The following is a 17,482-nucleotide window of genomic DNA, read 5'->3' as shown; positions in this document are numbered from 1 at the left end:
ACGGTTTATGAGGAATGAGGAAAACGGGACTGGCGGATTAATGCCAATCATGCTCGATCTCACGGCGCGTTTCCTCAACACCGACCTTCCAGATTTCCATCATATCCTGATCAGGCCTTTGGAAGACGCCGTGATAGTTGCCTTCGGCGATGCGTTCGCGTTTTCTGCCTGCATCGACACGTGCGGAAGCGGCAAAATCGATGCGTTCTTTCTGGAAATTAGGGATTGGCGCGCCTTCCAGACGGGTCCATGGAAAATTCTCCATCCAACTGGCGTGGCTGGCGGCGGGGTCGATCTCCAGCACTTTCGCCATGGTTTTCGGCGCGCGCCACCAGTCGTGAAGCTTGACGGAAGTGTCTCGATGACCGTTCATCCATTCCGACAGGAGAGGATTGATCGGCGAATTGCCCCCATGGCCGTTAACAATCAGAATACGGCGGAAGCCTGCATGGTAGACGCTGTTGAGAATGTCTTCGATTACATTGATGTAAGTGCGCAAGGTCAGCGTAACCGTTCCCGGAAAATCAGCAAAGCCGGATGCCATTCCGTAAGGCAGGCAAGGGAAAACCGGAACACCCGTCGGTTCCGCTGCTTCGACTGCAACGCGCTCGGCCAGGATCATATCCGTCGCGAGGCTCAGATAGGCGTGTTGTTCGACAGAGCCGATGGGAATGACGCAGCGGTCATCTTCCTTCACACGTGCTTCGACCTGTGACCAATGCATGTCCTGAATGCGCATTTTCGTCTCCTGCAATTTTCCGATTGGCAACCAGAGCGCACTTACCCCTCGCGAGGATGGTGGTGCGACGGCGTCCTCACATTTCGCAATCTTTAATTCGGTTCCATTAGGAACAAAAAAATAGAGTTGACGCAAGAATATTTTTAAATATCGTTCCAAATAGTACTAATTGGAAAATCTACGAGGTTTTGCCGATGGACGATCTATTGCGTACGGCCCTGTACGAAGGGCGCGCCGGGCGGGAAGAGCCGGGGCTGTCGAGCCTTTCCGACGGTGATCCGCTGTATCCCAAGCTTTGGCGAAATCCGTGCTGGCTTTCCTTCCGATTGAACTACCTGGCATTGCGGTTCAACAACCCTGTCTACGGGTTCATCCAGCAGCAGCTTGGTCTGCTGCGGCCTGAATTCGTTGTGCTCTGGTCGCTTTATCTGAGCGACGAGCTGACGTTGACCGAGGTGGTCCGCTCATCCGGCTTTCCAAAAAATACCCTGAGCCGTGCCGTGAACAAACTGGACACGCTGGGCATGATCAGCCGCGATCTCGATCCCAGTGATCAGCGCCGCGTTGCATTAAGACTGACGGAGAAAGGGCGCTCCGCCGTAGAAGCTGTCGAGGGCAGGATGATGGATCACGAGCGGATCATGCTCGAATGTCTGTCACCCGCCGAACGTTTGAACCTGTCCGAAATTCTGACCAAGCTGGTGGTGGCTTCCGAAAACTGGCCGCAGCAACTCGCTGCCGATCTTGAACCGATCGAAGGCGAAGACAACTGAGAAAGCTCATCCTCGGCTGATGGCGGCATTTCGCCGGTCGTGGATTTTACTAATGATCATGCCAATGAGAAAAAGGGGAATAAGATGACCATTCGTTCGATATTGAACACTGCCTTGCTGGCATCAACGCTAATGATGCCACTGTCTGCAATGGCCGCCGATCTCGTCATTGCGACGAAATCCGGACCAGCCTCGATGGACCCGCATTTCACGGCAACTTCCGCGAATGCCGAAGCAACCAAGCATGTCTTCGACACGCTTTTGAAATCGGGCAACAAGCTGGAAGTGGAACCATCACTGGCTGTGAGCTGGCAACCTGTCAATGAAACGACATGGGAGTTCAAACTGCGTGAAGGTGTGAAATTCCATGATGGTTCGGATTTCACTGCCGAGGACGTCAAGTTCTCGATTGAACGCATTCCCAATGTCACCGGGCCAAATCCTTCCACCATTTATGTCCGCCGGGTGAAGGGCGTGGAGGTAGTTGATCCGCTGACTGTCCGTGTGACCACGGTTGATCCAGCGCCGACCTTGCCGAATGATTTCGTGCGTCTATTTATTGTTTCCCATAAGGCTGCGGCAGAGTACTCGACCAAGGAAACGGCTGCTGACGGCTTCAATTCGGGCAAGGCGACAATCGGCACCGGCCCTTACAAGTTCGTCAAATGGGCCCCAACGCAAGATCTGGTTCTGGAGAAATTCGATGGATATTGGGGCGGCGCTCAGCCTTGGGATCACGTCGTGCGCAAGGAAATTCCCAATGACGCTGCACGTGTAGCTCAGCTGAAGGCCGGACAGGTCGACCTGATATCCAAAGTGCCCTCGACCGACCTCGCGGCGCTGGAATCCGATCCCAAGCTGGAGATCGTAAAGGACGAGTCCGTCTATATTCCCTATCTGGAGTTCGATTTCCGCAAGGAAACGCCAATGGTCTGGGATAAGGCCGGAAAGAAACTGGACAAAAACCCGTTTCTTGACCCACGCGTGCGTGAGGCTTTCGATCTGGCTCTTGATCGCCAGACAATTACGGAAGTCGCGCTGGAAGGCATGGGATCCGTTCCGACGCAGATGGTGGCTTCCAATATTTTTGGTTACAACAAGGATATTGCCCCGGTTGCATATGAAGTTGAGAAGGCTGGTAAGCTGATGGCAGATGCCGGTTATCCTGACGGTTTCAAGGTGTCGTTGAATTATGCCAATGACCGTATGCCGATGGAACTAGGGCCGACGATCGCCCAGTTGCTGGCCACGATCAATGTTCAGGTCGATGTCAGTGGCGTTCCAGCTGCAGTGTTCAATCCGGCGAAGACGCGTGGAGAATATTCGCTCTACATGGCATCCTGGGGGACGCTGACGGGTGAATCCAACTATATGCTCTCCTCATTGATGCATACCAATGACCCGGAAAAATCGCTGGGTGCTTTCAATACTCGTGGATACTCGAACCCGGAAATGGACAAGTTGATTGAGGACGCCGGTAGTGAAATGGACGAGGCCAAGCGGGGGACTCTTCTTGAAAAAGCCAATCTGCTCGTTTCGACGGACAGGCCGGATTTGCCGCTTGCCGTCAATTTGTCGGCATGGGGCGTGAAGAAGGACAAGATTTCTTACACACCGCGCTCCGACGAAGATACTTTGGCTATGGATGTCAAGCCGAAATAGAATAGACAGAACCCGGCGGCCCGAGCCGCCGGGTTTCTCATCCCGATCTGCACAGCGTTAGTTAATCTTCCACAACGAGTTATCAGAGATGACCGAATTTGTACCCGTAATCGCATTGCACGGCGGTGCTGGAACCATTCTCAAGGCTAATATGACGCCGGAGAAGGAAGCGGCCTATCACGCTGGTTTGCGTGAATGCCTGCAAGCTGGGCTGGATATACTGCGCCGTGGTGGCAGGGCACTAGATGCCGTGACGGCATCGGTCATTGCTCTGGAAGAAAACCCTCTCTTCAACGCCGGTCGCGGAGCGGTTTTCACGACCGATGAAACGCATGAAATGGATGCCGCCATCATGGATGGCGCAACACGTGCCTGCGGAGCCATTTCTGGAATTTGCGGACCGCGCAACCCTGTACTGGCGGCACGTGCTGTCATGGAACAGACCGAACATGTATTTTTGGCGGGCGAAGGAGCAAAGCGTTTTTGCGAAGCAGCCGGTCTGGAAATGATGGCTCCGGAATGGTTTTCAACCGAACCGCGTCGCAAGGCGCTGCATGATGAAATGGCACGGCGGAGCAGCGGTGCTGCCGATGACGGCGATCCGGCCCGCAAGCACGGCACGGTAGGCGCTGTGGCATTGGATAGCTTCGGACATCTGGCTGCCGCTACCTCTACCGGCGGTATGACGGCCAAGACACCGGGACGCGTGGGTGACAGCCCGGTCATAGGGGCGGGAACCTGGGCGGATGACCAGACAGTCGCGCTTTCAGCCACAGGACACGGAGAATATTTCATTCGCTGGGCCGTGGGCCATGAAATTGATGCGCGGATGCGCTGGGCGGGGCAGTCGTTGGACGAAGCGGCGGGCGCCGTTGTCCGTGAACTTGGCGAAATCGGCGGTTCTGGCGGTCTTGTTGCGGTGGACCGCAAGGGCAATGTCAGCCTGCCGTTCAACAGTCCCGGCATGTATCGCGCGTGGTGTGGTTTGAACGGAGAGATCCATACAGGCATCTATCGGTAGGTAATCAAGTGGAAGCCCGACGGAAAGTGAACTGGCGTATAGGATCGCGGCTTTGTCGTTGCCCTTACTAAGCGCTTTTCTATCTTGCTGTGCTATTTGCGCGCGCTTGATGGTCAGGGAGGAGGAATTACGGTGCGAGGTTGTAAAAAGTTCGGCATAGGCCGCAAGCTCCTCACTTGGAGAGAAGATTATGGTCACAATCCTTTCCATGTATAAGGAAGGGAAGCACTCATCCATTCACGCACGGAGCTTGGGCGTCTCAAGTTGCCACCAGGGAAAGAAAACGCAACTGCATTTTCTGACTGGCAATCGGGGCCACGTTTTGATTTGGTTTATAGCATGGATGCGCTAATCACCAATCGAAGCGGACGCCGAAGGTGCCCGCGGTTGCTGTTTGGTGATCACGCCCGCTATCTGGCGACCAGCGGTAGCTGGCTTGGCCATATAGGCTCACATTCTCCTTCAAGCGGGCAGTTATGCCACCGCCGACCTCGAATGCTGTATCACCGAAGCTGTTTTCAATCGCGGGTGAGGCCGGCCCGAAGAACAAAGTGTCATTGCCTGAGAAGGAGTGCCAGAGATTGAACCGCGCGTAGGGCTGCCACAATGTTCCACGCTCGTCGCGCCGTTTATATTGTAGCCGCGCACCGAGCCTTCCCGTCCAGGCTTTATCCGCATCCCAATTCACATCAGAATAATGGTCATGGGATCTGTCCACTGACACGCCCTGATAGACGAGTTGCGCCTGCGGTTCGATCAGCCAGCGATCATCCTCCCCAAAGTGGATGGGGTAGCCTGCTTCAAGCGATGCAGTATATCCAGTCGCTTTCGTAGAAAGTCCGGCGTCATAAAGCGATGTCGCATCCGCATCGTACCAGCTTCCCTGAACCACCGCATCAAGATACCAGCCAGTCGGACCGAAATGTGTCCAGTAAGCACCAACCGATGGACCTTTCAGCGTCAGTTCGCCCACCGCGAGATTTTGTATGCCTTGCGCGAAGCCACGCACCGAGCTTGAATTGTAGTCCGAGTAAGCGAAATATAGTCCGGCGTGATCTCGATGGCCGCTATCCGTTGTCCGCCGCAGGATATCGAGACCAGTCTGGAACCCAGTCAGATCCCCCCTCACGCTGGCATCGACCGAACCGCCCCATCGATTGCTAAGGTGCTCTGCGAACGCTCGTCCCCAGGCACCATTCACAGAAGTCCGCGACTCCGGTACTCCTCGCAGGTTTTCTTCCTCCCCGACGCGCTCATGCAACGTGCCCAATGTCGCAAGGCCCATCTGCCGTGCAATCGCAGGGATTGGCGCATAGAGCGCAACTTCTGGACGATAAAGCGGGATGTCTGATCCCTCTGTCGTGGGACTCGTTGGCATATCGACAGTATGAGAACGGAGGAACCAATCGTTTGGGGCCGTGCTGCCACCGCGGAAAAGCTGGTATTCATAAGCGCCCGCAGCCACACGCTGTCCAAGCGTGAAGGCGTCGGTCGTGGTGGTGCCGCCATTTGTCACCTGCACCAGCATGATGCCATCGGCGACGGTTTGTTCTCCCGGACCGCCGGTATTGTTGACGAGCACCGATGTTGTGCCGCTGGCCTGAGCGGCATTGATCACCAATAGATTGCTCGGCGAGTTGTCCGCGCCCAGATAGGTGTTGAAGCCGATACGGCTGCCGACATTACCGGTATAGCTGCCAGCGGTCAGCGTGCTGTAGGCGTTTATCTGGGGCAGGAACTGGATCAGACCGGCATTCACAATCGCACCGGTTGCGTTGGAGTCGTCTGTGACGTTCCAGGTGCTGCTAGCATCGATCGTGATATTTGTCGCGTTTCGCGCCAAGCCGGTCCAAAGGCTGCCCTGCGCCAACGACAAATTCGCAGCGTTGCCAGTATCGGCTAGCAGGTCGCCTGTCCATCGTGACGCGGTGAGACTAGCGTTGACGGTATTGCCGGGGCCGATCAGCATAAGACTGCCAGTCCACTGGCTGTTGCTAAGATTATAGGCGAGGGTTGAAGGATCAACGACGACGTCACCGGTAAGCGACGATATGCCATCAATGTTGAGCGTGAGGTTGCTGGTCGCACCGGCGGTATCCTCTGTCACCTTGGCCAGCAAGAGTTGTCCGTTCACCTGAGCAGGATTGATGGCTGTGTTACCATTGATTGAGATGGTACCGATGCCGCCCTCGGCCAGGATAATCGCGCCATTGGCGGTGCTGAGACTGCCGCCGGTGAAGGACACATTACTCGGCGCACCGCCGGCAAGGTAGATGCCCGCAGATCCGGAGCCGTTTACCGCGACTGTGGTGCCGGATGCGGTGAGTGTGCCGCCATTGACGGCTGCAAGGCCATGAGCAGCACTGCCAATGGTGGAAATGGTTGCACCCGTGGCGGTGATCGTACCGCCCGCCATCGCGTGCATGCCGATGGCGTTACTGTTTTCCGTGGCGACTTTTGTGCCGGTCAAGGCGACGATGCTGCCAGTGTCGGTCGAACGAACGCCGTCAGCGCCGCCGGCTACGGCGCTTTCGCCACCCTTGGTTGTTATGGCGCCGCCCATGATCAAGGCTGTGGCGCCCTGGCTGGTGCGAACTCCAATGCTGCCATCGCCCCTGGTGGTTATGTTAGTATCCTGAGCTTGCAGTTTGCTGTCCGTCCCGATCACATCCGCGCCATGGCTCTCAAGGCCCACCTCAGCCACCGGAAACTGGAGGGCTGGCGGATTACCTCCCGTCACGGTGTAACCCGTTGTGACCTCAGTTCCGGTTACGGTGACCCAGCCGGCATCGGCGACAAGCAGACCTGTGCTGGAAGGACCGGTCGTCCGGATTATGGTGTTGGTCAGAATGACGTTGCTGTCTGTGCCGCTTGCCATCGCTCCGGCGGAATTGGGTTGATAGGTGAATATGCCGTAACCAGCGTAATCAATACTGCCTCCGGCATCTGCCCATATGCCTTGGCTGTTTGCGCCGTAGGTGGCAGTGCTGGCACCATTGCGGACGACTATGCTGCTGCCGACACCTCGAGCAAGCATGCCAGGCGCGTTCGCGTTGATTGTACCGCCATAATAATCGCCGGATGCTATAGCGCCTCCGTCCACGGTGACTGTTCCCGCGTCTGTTGCGAACAGCGCCGCGCCGCCGCTTCCATACCCGTTCAGGTAACTGTTATTGAGGATAAGCTTACTGTTGGCACCGGAGGCCACTGCGCTTGGGGCATTGTCGCCGTAGCTATACGTATTCAGATCATTGAGAGTAATGGTTCCTCCGACATCAGCGAACACTGCGGAGGCGGTCGCGCCCCCAAGCATGAGGTCGGTGCGGGTTAGTGTGATGGTCCCGCCGCTGGCTGCATAGGCACCGTGCGCGTTGTCTTGCATCGTGTAGACCTTGCTATCGGTCAGCGTGACGCTGCTGTCAGCTCCAATAGCACTGATTCCATAGGCGCCAGTGTCATATGTGGTGATGGTTGTATTGCTGCCTGCGATCACTCCGCCGTCCTCAGCGTAGAGGCCATGACCGCCTGCGCCGTTCGTAATGACCTTAGCATCAACCGCAGAGGTGCCAACCAGATTGATCGTCCCGCTACCGCTTGCACGTACGCCGTAACCGCTGCCGTTTGCTGTCAGCTCGACGGAAGTGCCAGTATAATTCCCGGTACCGGAAACGTCGACCACCGGTGCAGCACCGGCACTTTCGCGCGCGGTAAGAGCGGGATCCGAACAACTGCCGGAAGAAATACTGACTGCCGCTGGCGCTGATGGCGTGCATTGCGCTATCGCCTCTACAGAGGGCAGCATTGCCGTCATCGCAGCGGCCACGGTCACAGGATGGAAGCAAATGGAGTTCAGCAAAGCTTTCTTGCGCATATTGCAAATCCGCGCGCCAAGGCTCGGGATGGCAACAAGTATTTCCACATGATCAGTACGCAATCGATAGCCCCTCTGTCGCGAAGCATCCTGAGCAGGAAGCAGAGAATCATTTAAGAATAGTAATATAATATACTCGAAGCTAAACAAGCCGGATCAGTTACTTATTGCTATAAGTAGCTAAGATTTTTTAAAAGGGTCAATTAATCTACCCCGTTCCCTAGATGGAGCCCCTTGATCACGCCCTGCATTCGGGGTCGGAAATCCCGGCGTTGGCCGTCAAGTACGAAAAGCGCCACTGCCAACGGCGCAACCGGATCGAAATCGTGTTCGGGCGTCTCAAGGACTAATGCGGTTGGAGGCTGCGGGGTTATCTGGGTGTCAGGAAGCTTCGCAGCTATGCGCGGGGAATGTCAAACTACTTATCCGCAAAGATTGCGCCAGGCATAAGGAAGCAGACCTCGCGGATCATACTGGTCTTCGAAGCTTACTACTGCTTGTCCGGCTCAAGCGCTCTCCTGATCATATCACGATGAACCCACGCTTCCATTGGTGGGCATCCGAGTTCGAGAACTTGGTTTTTCAGCCACTGCGAAGCGAGTATTGAGCTTGCCTCTTTGTTATCTAAGTATTTGCCAGCCTCGGCCGAGGAAATCAAAAAACTATCTACTTCATTATTTTTCAGAGTCACGGGTTCAATGCCGTGGCTTTCAAACTGAGATTTCAATCGCTCCGTTTCTTCCTTTCTTCGCCCGAGAAGAACATAGCAAAGGACATGCTTTAGGCCAGAATAGAACTTATTCAATTGGCCGAATGCTAGATAGAAAAGAAAAAACAGCGCTGCCGTTCCGAGGACGTTCCCGTTCTTAACGAAATACCAGCACATCAAATAGGTGGCAATTGCATCAATCGAATATCCAATTACGTGCGACAGAATGTAATCCTGCCCCCGAAATCTCTTCTTCATGAGTGTTGCCTCATCGTAGAATCAAGTTTCGCTTTAATCGCCGGTTGTGACGTCGGCATCAAGTCTCTCTTAAGTATTAGTTGAGGAATCTTGGAATCGCAGTATGTACTCAACCTCAGGAATGTACCGGGAGAGATTTGAATGCGATTTATCGTTGCAGCTTGCGTTGTTTTGACATTAACAGCGTGCGGGACGCCGTCCGCCGAGAAACAAGTCAAACTAAGCAATAAGACCGAGCAAGAAGCCGACAAGTTTTTGAAAGAAAAAGGCGCTGCAATCGCATTTCGAGCTATGGTTGGCAAAAATTTGTTAGGTAATCCGGCCGAGTGCGGTTCTGTTGCATTGAGACGAGTAGATGGAAAACAGCAGTTCGAGACAGTGCGTGTCAACACTGGTTCGGGGTTCCGGCTCTTCAAAGGATATTCCGCTAAAGATCCTCGCGACGAAGGTTACAGAATCAAGTTCGAACCCATAAAGCCAGGAAAGTATATCGTGACCGCCCTTAACTGCGATTCTGGTTATGTCAATCCGCCTCGTCTTTCCGATGGGACAGATATTGCGGTGGCAGGTGCAAATACCATAACCATCGGTTCGGGCGAACTCGTGGACGCCGGAACCTTGGACTTTAAGGCGAACTTCAGCGGGCGAGGGTTCCTGGTTTCATACCCGTCTGAAAGCGCATATCGGGCCATGGTTCAAAAGAACATGCCAAAAGTCTATTCTAGGATTTCATTTAAGAGCCCTTTTGAAAAAGGTTGATTGGTGCTGTTGGTTGTGATTCAAGCTTTTGATGTGGACACGAGAGAGCCGTGGCCGGATGGCCGATATTCGCAAGAAGCAGAAGCGCTACCCGACGGACTTGACTGATGCCGAGTGGTTGCTGATTGAACCCTTGATGCCAACGGCCGGGCGGCGCGGACGCCCCCGCAAGACTGATCTGCGTGAAGTCGTCAATGCACTTCGTTATCTGGTGCGGTCGGGTTGTGGTTGGGAGATGCTGCCGAAGGATTTTCCGCCCTGGCAAACGGTTTATTGGTGGTTCCGAGCTCTGATGCGGCGCTTCCTGTTCGTCACGCTTCACAACATGGCTGTGATGATTGACCGTGAACAAGCCGGGCGCGAGGCCAGCCCAACTGCCGCAGTCATCGATAGTCAATCAGTCAAGGCTCCCGCCGCCACAAACCGTGGTTTTGATGCGAATAAGAAAATCGTCGGCCGTAAGCGCCATATCGCTGTGGATACGGACGGACGGTTGCTTATGGTCAACCTGACCACCGCCGATATTTCCGACAGTGCAGGAGCGCAGGCTATTCTTGATGCGATCAGAAAGCGCTGGCCGTGGGTGAAGCACCTGTTTGCCGACGGCGCATATGATCGAGCCAGGCTGATGGACAAGGCAGCTTTTCTCGACTTCGTTATTGAAGTTGTACGCCGTATCGAAGGCGCACAGGGTTTCCATGTTCTACCGCGCAGATGGGTGGTGGAAAGAACCTTTGGATGGCTGGTGCGATGGCGACGTCTCGTACGTGACTACGAGCAACGCATCGACGTCTCCGAAGCCATGATCCACATTGCTCTCGGAGCCCTACTCATCAGGCGAATTGCTCATTGAAGACCTTTTTCAAAAGGACTCTAAGACATTCGCCCCGTCAGGCCTGTAAACATTGATATCCCCTGAAGTCGCCGGACTAATTTCGCCTTTGTGAAAACAATCAGACGACTGAATGAGCCCAAAAACCCCCGCTTCGGCGGGTTTTTCTTGTGTAAGCGTGTAGAACCAGATGACCGGCGCCACGATCAGGATTGCAAGCGCACTCCAGACAGCGCGCCATTCCGCACTCTTAGTTCCGAGAAATGACGCCATAACTATAGCCGCGGTCGCCATCACGGTAATCGGCCAATACATTGACATAAAGATGAGGGCAGCAACCCACCAACGAAATGAAATCATATGCGCTTGTAGCTGGCGGGTAGTGTGTCGGCAATATCTCGTGGCGCGATTGCTGTCATGAGAAATATCCAAGCATTGACTGGATATCTGAATTCTGGCTATCGCAGAATTGTCATCCATCGCCATTGGCGGCCTGATAACAAGATACTCCCGGCATCTGTCCGATACCGGGAGTCTTTACTTGCAACTATGATCAAAACTTCACGCGGAATCCAACATTCCCTTTCAGCGAATAGCTGTCGGCAAAGTTGTTGAGGCTGGTGTTGATCAGACCTTCACCGTAAATGGAATACTTGTCGTCGTTCCAGTTGTAAGATCCGCCCAAGCCGATACCGCCCCATGCGCGATCGTTACGATTAGCAAAGCTCACGTCAGCAACTTCGACCCGTGTGCCTTCAAGGAACTCGTAGTAAAGGTTGGCGATGCCATATACATGTGCCCGGTTCAGCATGCCGTTGGCATTCTGCCACGAACTTTCATGATCCAGCGTGAGGCCAATTCGACCTTGCAGGCTGTCGCCCTTGCTGAGATGGATCGCAGTGCCGGTCATATCTTCACGGAAATCATCGAAGTCGACGCTGGAATAGACTAGTTGCGCTTGCGGTGTGAGCGACCATGCCGGATCAAGAGCAAAGCGTTTGCCGCTTTCGATGGAAAATGCGTAGCCAAATCCGTCGTTGCCATCCACCAGAGACTGATTACCTCCAGAAAAGCTCAGATCGCTGTTGTACCAGGTAGCTTGTGCCTGCGCATCGACGTAGAATCCGCTCTCGCCATACCAGGTAAGTGATCCACCAAGGCCGTAGCCTTCTGTACTGATCCGGCCGCCGCCGACCGAGGTGTCGTAAATCGAGGCAGTTTTGGTAAGGCCGTGCGCATAATGGACGCTCACGCCGCCGATCAGCTTCCCGCTTTCATTCTCCATGAACATGCCGTCAACGCCGGCCTGCAATTTGAAGATATTCTGGTCATAATCGACATCGGTTGTTGAGCGGCCGGTCTCAATGTGATTATGCGCCCCTTCCACGCGTCCCCAGATACCATTACCCTCAATATGAACGCCGGCTTCTTCGGGAGCGGCATAAGGCGTTTCGATCGCATCGGCCCCTTGGACAATCACCTTGTTTCCATTGCCAGCCCAAACGCGGTTTCCGACGCGCTGCTGCAGCGTGGAAACACCGTTCAATGCGAGGAGAGACTGCGGGTAGGTCTCGTAAACAGGCGCACCGGCCTGATAGCGGGGGGCGTCGGGGCCGGGTTCCGGTTGCGGTTCTGGCTCCGGATCAGTGTCTGGTTCTGGTTCGACAGGCTTCATCTGCGAGCGCAGATACCAGTTGCCGTCAGTCGGGGTACTAACGCCATTCTTTTCCAGCGTATAGGCGTAAGCTCCAGCGATAACTGCTGCCTTATTGTCCAGCGTTGTGTAATCCCCTAATAGCGTGAATACCCCGTTCGAGATACCACCGACAGAGATGACCTCGATGCCTTCGGTCGTCTGTGCACCAGTTCCACCGATATTGGTCACACGGACGTTGGTGTTACCGGCCGTATCGCCAGCCACAACCAGCTTATCCGTTGCGGAGCTGTCGGCATCTAGAATAGTATTAATATCTATTCTCCCGCCATCTCCAACATAAGACCCTGCCACATTCAATATGGTCCCAGGTGCACCATTTATTCTTACCGCTCCTCCATTTGTTAAATCGGCGACAGTTTGATTAAAGCCATTCAAATCAAGCGTCCCGCCATCTGCAACAATATGCTGGGAATTAGGACTAAATGTATTCTCTGCCCCCGCTTTCAATATGCCACTTCTAATAGTGGTGACGCCATTGTAGTCATTCGACGCGGCAAGGGTAGTTGTCCCGGCATTAATATGGTTCACGGCAAGTTCACCGGTCATTTGTGGCGCAAAGCTGATGCTATCAATATGATCAAAATTAATTATGGCCTGTCCTGAAAGACCAGAAATCGAAGGCGTTTCAAGAACACCTGCAAGGCCACCCGCGCCGATATTAAGCGTGCCAACTGATCCAGCAAGCGAAGCCAAACTGATGGACCCCGTCTTGACCGCTCCTTGATCAGAAATCGTCAACGTCCCCGATCCACCTTCGCCGACTGTCAAGCTTCCAGTATTCGTCCAAGTCGAACCGTTACCGCTGACTGTAACCACGCCTATGCTATTTGCGCCGTATCCAATCATGCCCGCGTTATTCGTCACGCTGCCGCCCTGGATAATCTCAAGCGAGCCTGTACCGCGAAGTCCTATCGCCAGATTGGCAGCATTCCAAGCCGATCCGCTACCAATGACTGACACTAAGCCAACGGAGCCCGCCGCTGATGCGATTGTACCGGAGCCGCTTGAGACAATGCCTTGGTTGTTGATACTCAGTGTGCCGTAAGATCCCCCATTGACCCCGACAATCGTCGAGCCCTTGCTGACGACCTGCCCCCCGTTCATAGTTAAACTGCCAGATGCTTCATATCCGAGGTAAAGCGTCTGATCGGTTTGCATGAGCGCACTATCATTGATAGTTATCGCGCCAGTACTCCCTTTGCCTCCGATGACAATTCCAGCAGTGTTTTCAAGTCTACTGTTATCATTAAGCGTTATATTGCCCAGTCCCCCTTGTGAAGTAGGCGTAGGGGTGTTTCTATACTCACCGCCAACGAACATCCATGATGAGGTAACTATACCATTATTATTCACTTCGAGCGTACCTGTGCCCGATCGACCAACCACGAAGTTATCTTCGCCAATGCTGCCGCGAAGTATACCCCCATTGACAATGACGTTGCCCGTAGAGCCAGACTGCTCTCCGATCCGCACTGACCAATTATAACCAGCTTGAACCGTCCCGCTGTTCAGTATCAGTGTGCCAATACCTGTCGCGCCTATGTTTAGATATTGCTGTGATGAAAGTAGTCCATTGTTATCAATCGTTACATTTCCATTGCCCAAGGAGCCGATACCGATCGACATGGTGTTAGACGATACATTGCCACCACTTATGACTAATGATCCCACGTTATCTACGCCGACGTTGACAGCTGCCGCCGCTAGTGAACCATTGTTGACTTGAACTGTCCCATCCCCTCCAGATGAGCCTATCGTGATGTTGCCCGGGCTAAAAGACTGTCCGTTGCCAACAACTGCGGTTCCTCCATTATCAATTCTTGCACCATTACCATTTGGTGGGGAACCAAGGTCCCAATTATTACTATCCGACCAATTTCCTGAGCCAGAATTTATCCATAGAGTCTCGGCTGCTGACGTCCCAGTGAGGGACAGTACGCTAAAGACAACATATGTAACAAAACCCGCTAGGCGAGAACCGGACAAATCTATCATGGTTAATCTTCCCCAAGATGAAGTTGATCGCATCTCCACAGATGCTTCATCCAATGTTATTGCGCGAACGAATAAATACCGAAGGCTCAGACTATCCCAGCGGTCTTTGCTCGATGCGCTTAATTTTCAATAAATTCAGCCTTCCGACCGAATTAATTAAAACCTATCTCAGTCGAGAACAGCTCAACAAATGCTACTTGAAGCTGGTTTTCTTGAAGAGAATCCCACTTCCTTGAACTTAACTTCAAAATTTTGCCCAAGTGATTGTTATCCTCATTCAACGTCCGGATCTCTTGGACTGCTGCTCTCTTATCTAGTTATGGTACATTAGTTTTCACTGAAATAAAACAGTGTCGCTGGCCGACTTCCCCGTGTGCGTGGACTGACACTGTTATCGACTTAGTGTTGAGTTTCAGGTGCTATTATATTGGCTTCGCTTTTCTTCATTGATTTGAATCAATGAAGAACCTATTTCACGCGCATCCTTCGGAATACTCCGTTTCGGCCATCCCTTGCGGCTATCGTCCACGCGCGCTTAGAGTTCTGAAGCCGGTCAGCGCCTGAATAATTTGTATCCGCTACCAGAAGTATGTGCGTGGGGCACAGCTGACGCACTCACGCGGGCGTGCTTATTGGCGAGCGTCAGTTGCCGCGTATAACGCTGTTTTTCTCCCCTGATATCTGCCGAATGTTAACGGCCGACGTATCCTGAGGTGCACCCCAAATTTGGACCATGGCAAAGAAAACATTTCAGCAGCTTTGAGGTGCAGCTCGAATTTGGGCCACGGGAACTGGAATTTTCCGCGTTTAAGGCTCAAAGGCGTGGCGCTAGACTGGCTCATCAATGGCGAAGGCGAAATGAGCACTGTCGAACTACCTCAGCTTCCGCAGAGGGTCCAAGCTACTGAACTAGAAGCGAAATCAGAGTTTACACTCACACCTCGGTTCGACGTTCAGGCTTCTGCTGGAGCGGGGCGGGTGACGATCGGTGAAAACCCTTTGGAATATCTTGCGTTCCAATCCACTTGGCTGCGCAGCCGTAATATCAATCCAGCTTTTGCACGGATTTTGACTGCACGCGGCGACAGTATGGAGGAGACGATCCGAGACGGTGACGTGTTATTGGTCGACGCCTCAATCAATCGCATCAGAAACAACACTATTTACCTTATTGTTTATGGGGATATGGTTCTCGTTAAGCGCGTCCACGGGCGTTTAAATGGCTCTTTACAGCTGATATGTGCCAATCCGCGATATCCGGCCGAAGAAGTTTCGGGGGGGGGGAGGAGGTTGAGCAGCTGCATGTTGCTGGACGTGTAATGTGGTTCGGGCCGTCAATTTAAATTTGATATCAAAGGCTCGCCCTGCCATTTGATCTTGCGCTGCATTTTTGTGATGGGCGCTTCGCCGATTTCTCGAAAGCCGCGGTTTTCCGGGGTTTTCCGTTCTATATCGCGAAATCCCAATTAATCCCGGAATATCCCGGTCACTGCCATATGATATTGCGGGTTACACGACTCGGTGGCGATTTACGTCAGGCTGACTGGAGGCCGACATGGTCGTGAAATCATAATACTTTGATTTTGTTAATAAAACTGGTGCCGCTTGCGTGACTCGAACACGCGACCCCATCATTACGAAATTTAGAATATATCGTTTGTTCGAGTTTGTCACAATTTTATTCCGCTTGTTAAAATAAGCAAAATCAATGGTTTAACGTTTGCTGAATTTTGCTGGTGATTGACAGGGTTCGCTTGAATTTGCTTTCAGTTGGTTCCGCCGTGGTTCCGCGAAAGTTAATGATGGGGTCAAATTGCCAAAGCTGACTAAGCGTATAATAGACACTCTTGAGCCGTCCGAAACGGGCGAACAGTATCTTTGGGACAGCGAGCTAAAAGGCTTCGGCGTCCGCATGATGCCGTCCGGCGTAGGGTCTTATATCATCAAGTATCGCAATTCCGAAGGCCGACAGCGAAAAATGGTCCTTGGTCGCGTCGGTACTTTGACGCCGGATGAAGCACGCCAGTTAGCTCGAGAAAAAATGGGCGAGGTATTCAAGGGCAACGATCCGTCAGCGGAAAGGGCTCGGCTCCGACAATCCATCACGGTAGGGGAGTTGTGCGACCTGTATCTTGAAGATGCCAAGCCCAGGCTGAAGCCGAACACATATTCCGTCAACGAAGGCCAGCTTCGTACCCATATAAAGCCGCTGATAGGCAATCGTACAGTTGCGGGCCTGACCCGTGCGGACATTATCAAGCTGCAAGCCGATATAGTCGCTGGGAAGACGGCAAAGGAACGTCAGGGAAGGGGTGGTGTGACCACAGGTGGAAAGGCAGCAGCGGCGCGAGCAATAACCATTTTCGGCACGGTATTGGAGTTCGCCAAGAATGGGCTTGTGGTGACAGAGAACGTTGTTCGCGGTGTGAAGAAGCCTAAGGCGGGGAAAAAGGATCGCTTTCTATCGAACGAAGAAATTTCCCGGCTCGGCAAAGCGATGCGCGAGGCAGACGACGAGTCCGAAGTGGCGTTGGCCGCAGTACGCTTTTTGATGCTGTCGGGTTGCCGCCGCATGGAAGTCCTCGCATTGCCTGAAAAGTGGCTCGATCCTGAGAAGGGTTCGATACGATTTGGGGACACTAAGACAGGCGCACAGATACGACCAATCGGCAAGAAAGCCTTTGATGCAATCTCTCGCATCGAAAGTAAAAACGGATGGGTTTTCCCATCAGAGCGCGGAGAAGGGCATTTCGTTGGGTTGCCGCGTGTGCTTGAAAGGCTCTGCGCTAAGGCAAAAATCGAAGATGTAAGCCTACACGTGATGCGCCATACATTCGCTTCGGTCGCCGCCGAAATGGGCTATTCGGAACTGACGATTGCGGGGTTGCTCGGGCATTCGGTTCCGGGTGTGACTGCGAGGTATGCACACGTAGCGGATAAGGCGCTGGTTTCCGCAGCTGATCAAGTGGCGGCAAAAATAGCCGATCTGCTTGACGGCAAACCGGCTACTTCGGGACAAGATTAACGCTCGGATGTTGAGCGGACGGGCTTGGATAGTCGATCATTCGCCCATTGGTCCAAGTCTGATTTCAGGTATAGGGGGCGTCGGCCATCGTATTGCATGGCTGGCCCGCCGCCGCGTGTCG

General features: G+C 53.5%; 12 protein-coding genes and 1 pseudogene. 8 read left to right on the top strand and 5 right to left on the bottom strand.

Going from position 1 to position 17,482, the window contains the following annotated elements:
- Window positions 1-37: 37 nt before the first annotated feature.
- Window positions 38-739 (bottom strand): creatininase family protein, encoded by a 702-nt coding sequence (locus J9800_RS04290; protein ID WP_114217080.1) that lies wholly within the window; start codon window positions 737-739, stop codon window positions 38-40.
- Between the two features lie 194 nt (window positions 740-933).
- On the opposite strand from J9800_RS04290, the gene J9800_RS04285 reads away from it, so the two are divergent.
- From J9800_RS04285 to J9800_RS04275, 3 genes are all read left to right on the top strand, one after another.
- On the top strand, window positions 934-1,512 hold the full coding sequence (locus tag J9800_RS04285; protein ID WP_112590225.1) for a MarR family winged helix-turn-helix transcriptional regulator: 579 nt from the start codon (window positions 934-936) through the stop codon (window positions 1,510-1,512).
- An 84-nt stretch (window positions 1,513-1,596) separates the two neighbouring features.
- A complete protein-coding gene (locus J9800_RS04280) occupies window positions 1,597-3,174 on the top strand; it encodes an ABC transporter substrate-binding protein (RefSeq protein WP_114217081.1) in 1,578 nt (525 codons plus the stop codon).
- An 88-nt stretch (window positions 3,175-3,262) separates the two neighbouring features.
- Window positions 3,263-4,195 carry an isoaspartyl peptidase/L-asparaginase family protein gene (locus J9800_RS04275; protein ID WP_210845618.1) on the top strand — a complete coding sequence of 311 codons (933 nt, stop codon included), beginning with the start codon at window positions 3,263-3,265 and terminating at the stop codon, window positions 4,193-4,195.
- Window positions 4,196-4,547: 352 nt separating this feature from the next.
- On the opposite strand, the gene J9800_RS04270 is transcribed toward J9800_RS04275, so the two are convergent.
- On the bottom strand, window positions 4,548-8,066 hold the full coding sequence (locus J9800_RS04270; RefSeq protein ID WP_114214661.1) for an autotransporter outer membrane beta-barrel domain-containing protein: 3,519 nt from the start codon (window positions 8,064-8,066) through the stop codon (window positions 4,548-4,550).
- A 237-nt stretch (window positions 8,067-8,303) separates the two neighbouring features.
- On the opposite strand from J9800_RS04270, the pseudogene J9800_RS04265 reads away from it, so the two are divergent.
- Window positions 8,304-8,413 (top strand): annotated as a pseudogene (locus tag J9800_RS04265) (IS5/IS1182 family transposase); the annotation flags it as partial.
- A gap of 143 nt (window positions 8,414-8,556) precedes the next feature.
- Here the strand turns inward: J9800_RS04265 and J9800_RS04260 are convergent.
- The gene (locus J9800_RS04260; protein WP_114214662.1) at window positions 8,557-9,033 is read right to left on the bottom strand and encodes a hypothetical protein; all 477 of its coding nucleotides are present in this window, start codon (window positions 9,031-9,033) and stop codon (window positions 8,557-8,559) included.
- 141 nt (window positions 9,034-9,174) lie between these two features.
- Here J9800_RS04260 and J9800_RS04255 point away from each other — a divergent pair, with 141 nt between their 5' ends.
- Window positions 9,175-9,792: a hypothetical protein gene (locus J9800_RS04255; protein WP_210845616.1), complete on the top strand. Its 618-nt coding sequence runs from the start codon at window positions 9,175-9,177 to the stop codon at window positions 9,790-9,792.
- 31 nt (window positions 9,793-9,823) lie between these two features.
- Window positions 9,824-10,645, top strand: coding sequence for an IS5 family transposase (locus tag J9800_RS04250; RefSeq protein ID WP_104757563.1), 822 nt, complete (start codon window positions 9,824-9,826; stop codon window positions 10,643-10,645).
- A 9-nt stretch (window positions 10,646-10,654) separates the two neighbouring features.
- Here J9800_RS04250 and J9800_RS04245 read toward each other — a convergent pair whose 3' ends face one another.
- Both J9800_RS04245 and J9800_RS04240 read right to left on the bottom strand, forming a co-directional pair.
- Entirely contained in the window at window positions 10,655-11,110 is a 456-nt protein-coding gene (locus tag J9800_RS04245; RefSeq protein ID WP_210845615.1) for a hypothetical protein, read from the bottom strand.
- Window positions 11,111-11,177: 67 nt separating this feature from the next.
- The gene (locus J9800_RS04240; RefSeq protein ID WP_286191501.1) at window positions 11,178-14,336 is read right to left on the bottom strand and encodes an autotransporter family protein; all 3,159 of its coding nucleotides are present in this window, start codon (window positions 14,334-14,336) and stop codon (window positions 11,178-11,180) included.
- A gap of 726 nt (window positions 14,337-15,062) precedes the next feature.
- Between J9800_RS04240 and J9800_RS22020 the strand changes: the two genes are divergently transcribed.
- Together J9800_RS22020 and J9800_RS04230 are read left to right on the top strand one after the other, a co-directional pair.
- Window positions 15,063-15,656, top strand: coding sequence for a S24 family peptidase (locus J9800_RS22020; RefSeq protein ID WP_286191500.1), 594 nt, complete (start codon window positions 15,063-15,065; stop codon window positions 15,654-15,656).
- Window positions 15,657-16,149: 493 nt separating this feature from the next.
- The gene (locus J9800_RS04230) at window positions 16,150-17,361 is read left to right on the top strand and encodes a site-specific integrase (RefSeq protein WP_210845612.1); all 1,212 of its coding nucleotides are present in this window, start codon (window positions 16,150-16,152) and stop codon (window positions 17,359-17,361) included.
- Window positions 17,362-17,482 lie beyond the last annotated feature (121 nt).

This window comes from Ochrobactrum sp. AP1BH01-1 (assembly GCF_018066705.1).
Taxonomy (GTDB): Bacteria; Pseudomonadota; Alphaproteobacteria; order Rhizobiales; family Rhizobiaceae; genus Brucella.
Note: the sequence above shows the minus strand (reverse complement) of the source record. Positions and strands in the feature narration are given on the sequence as shown.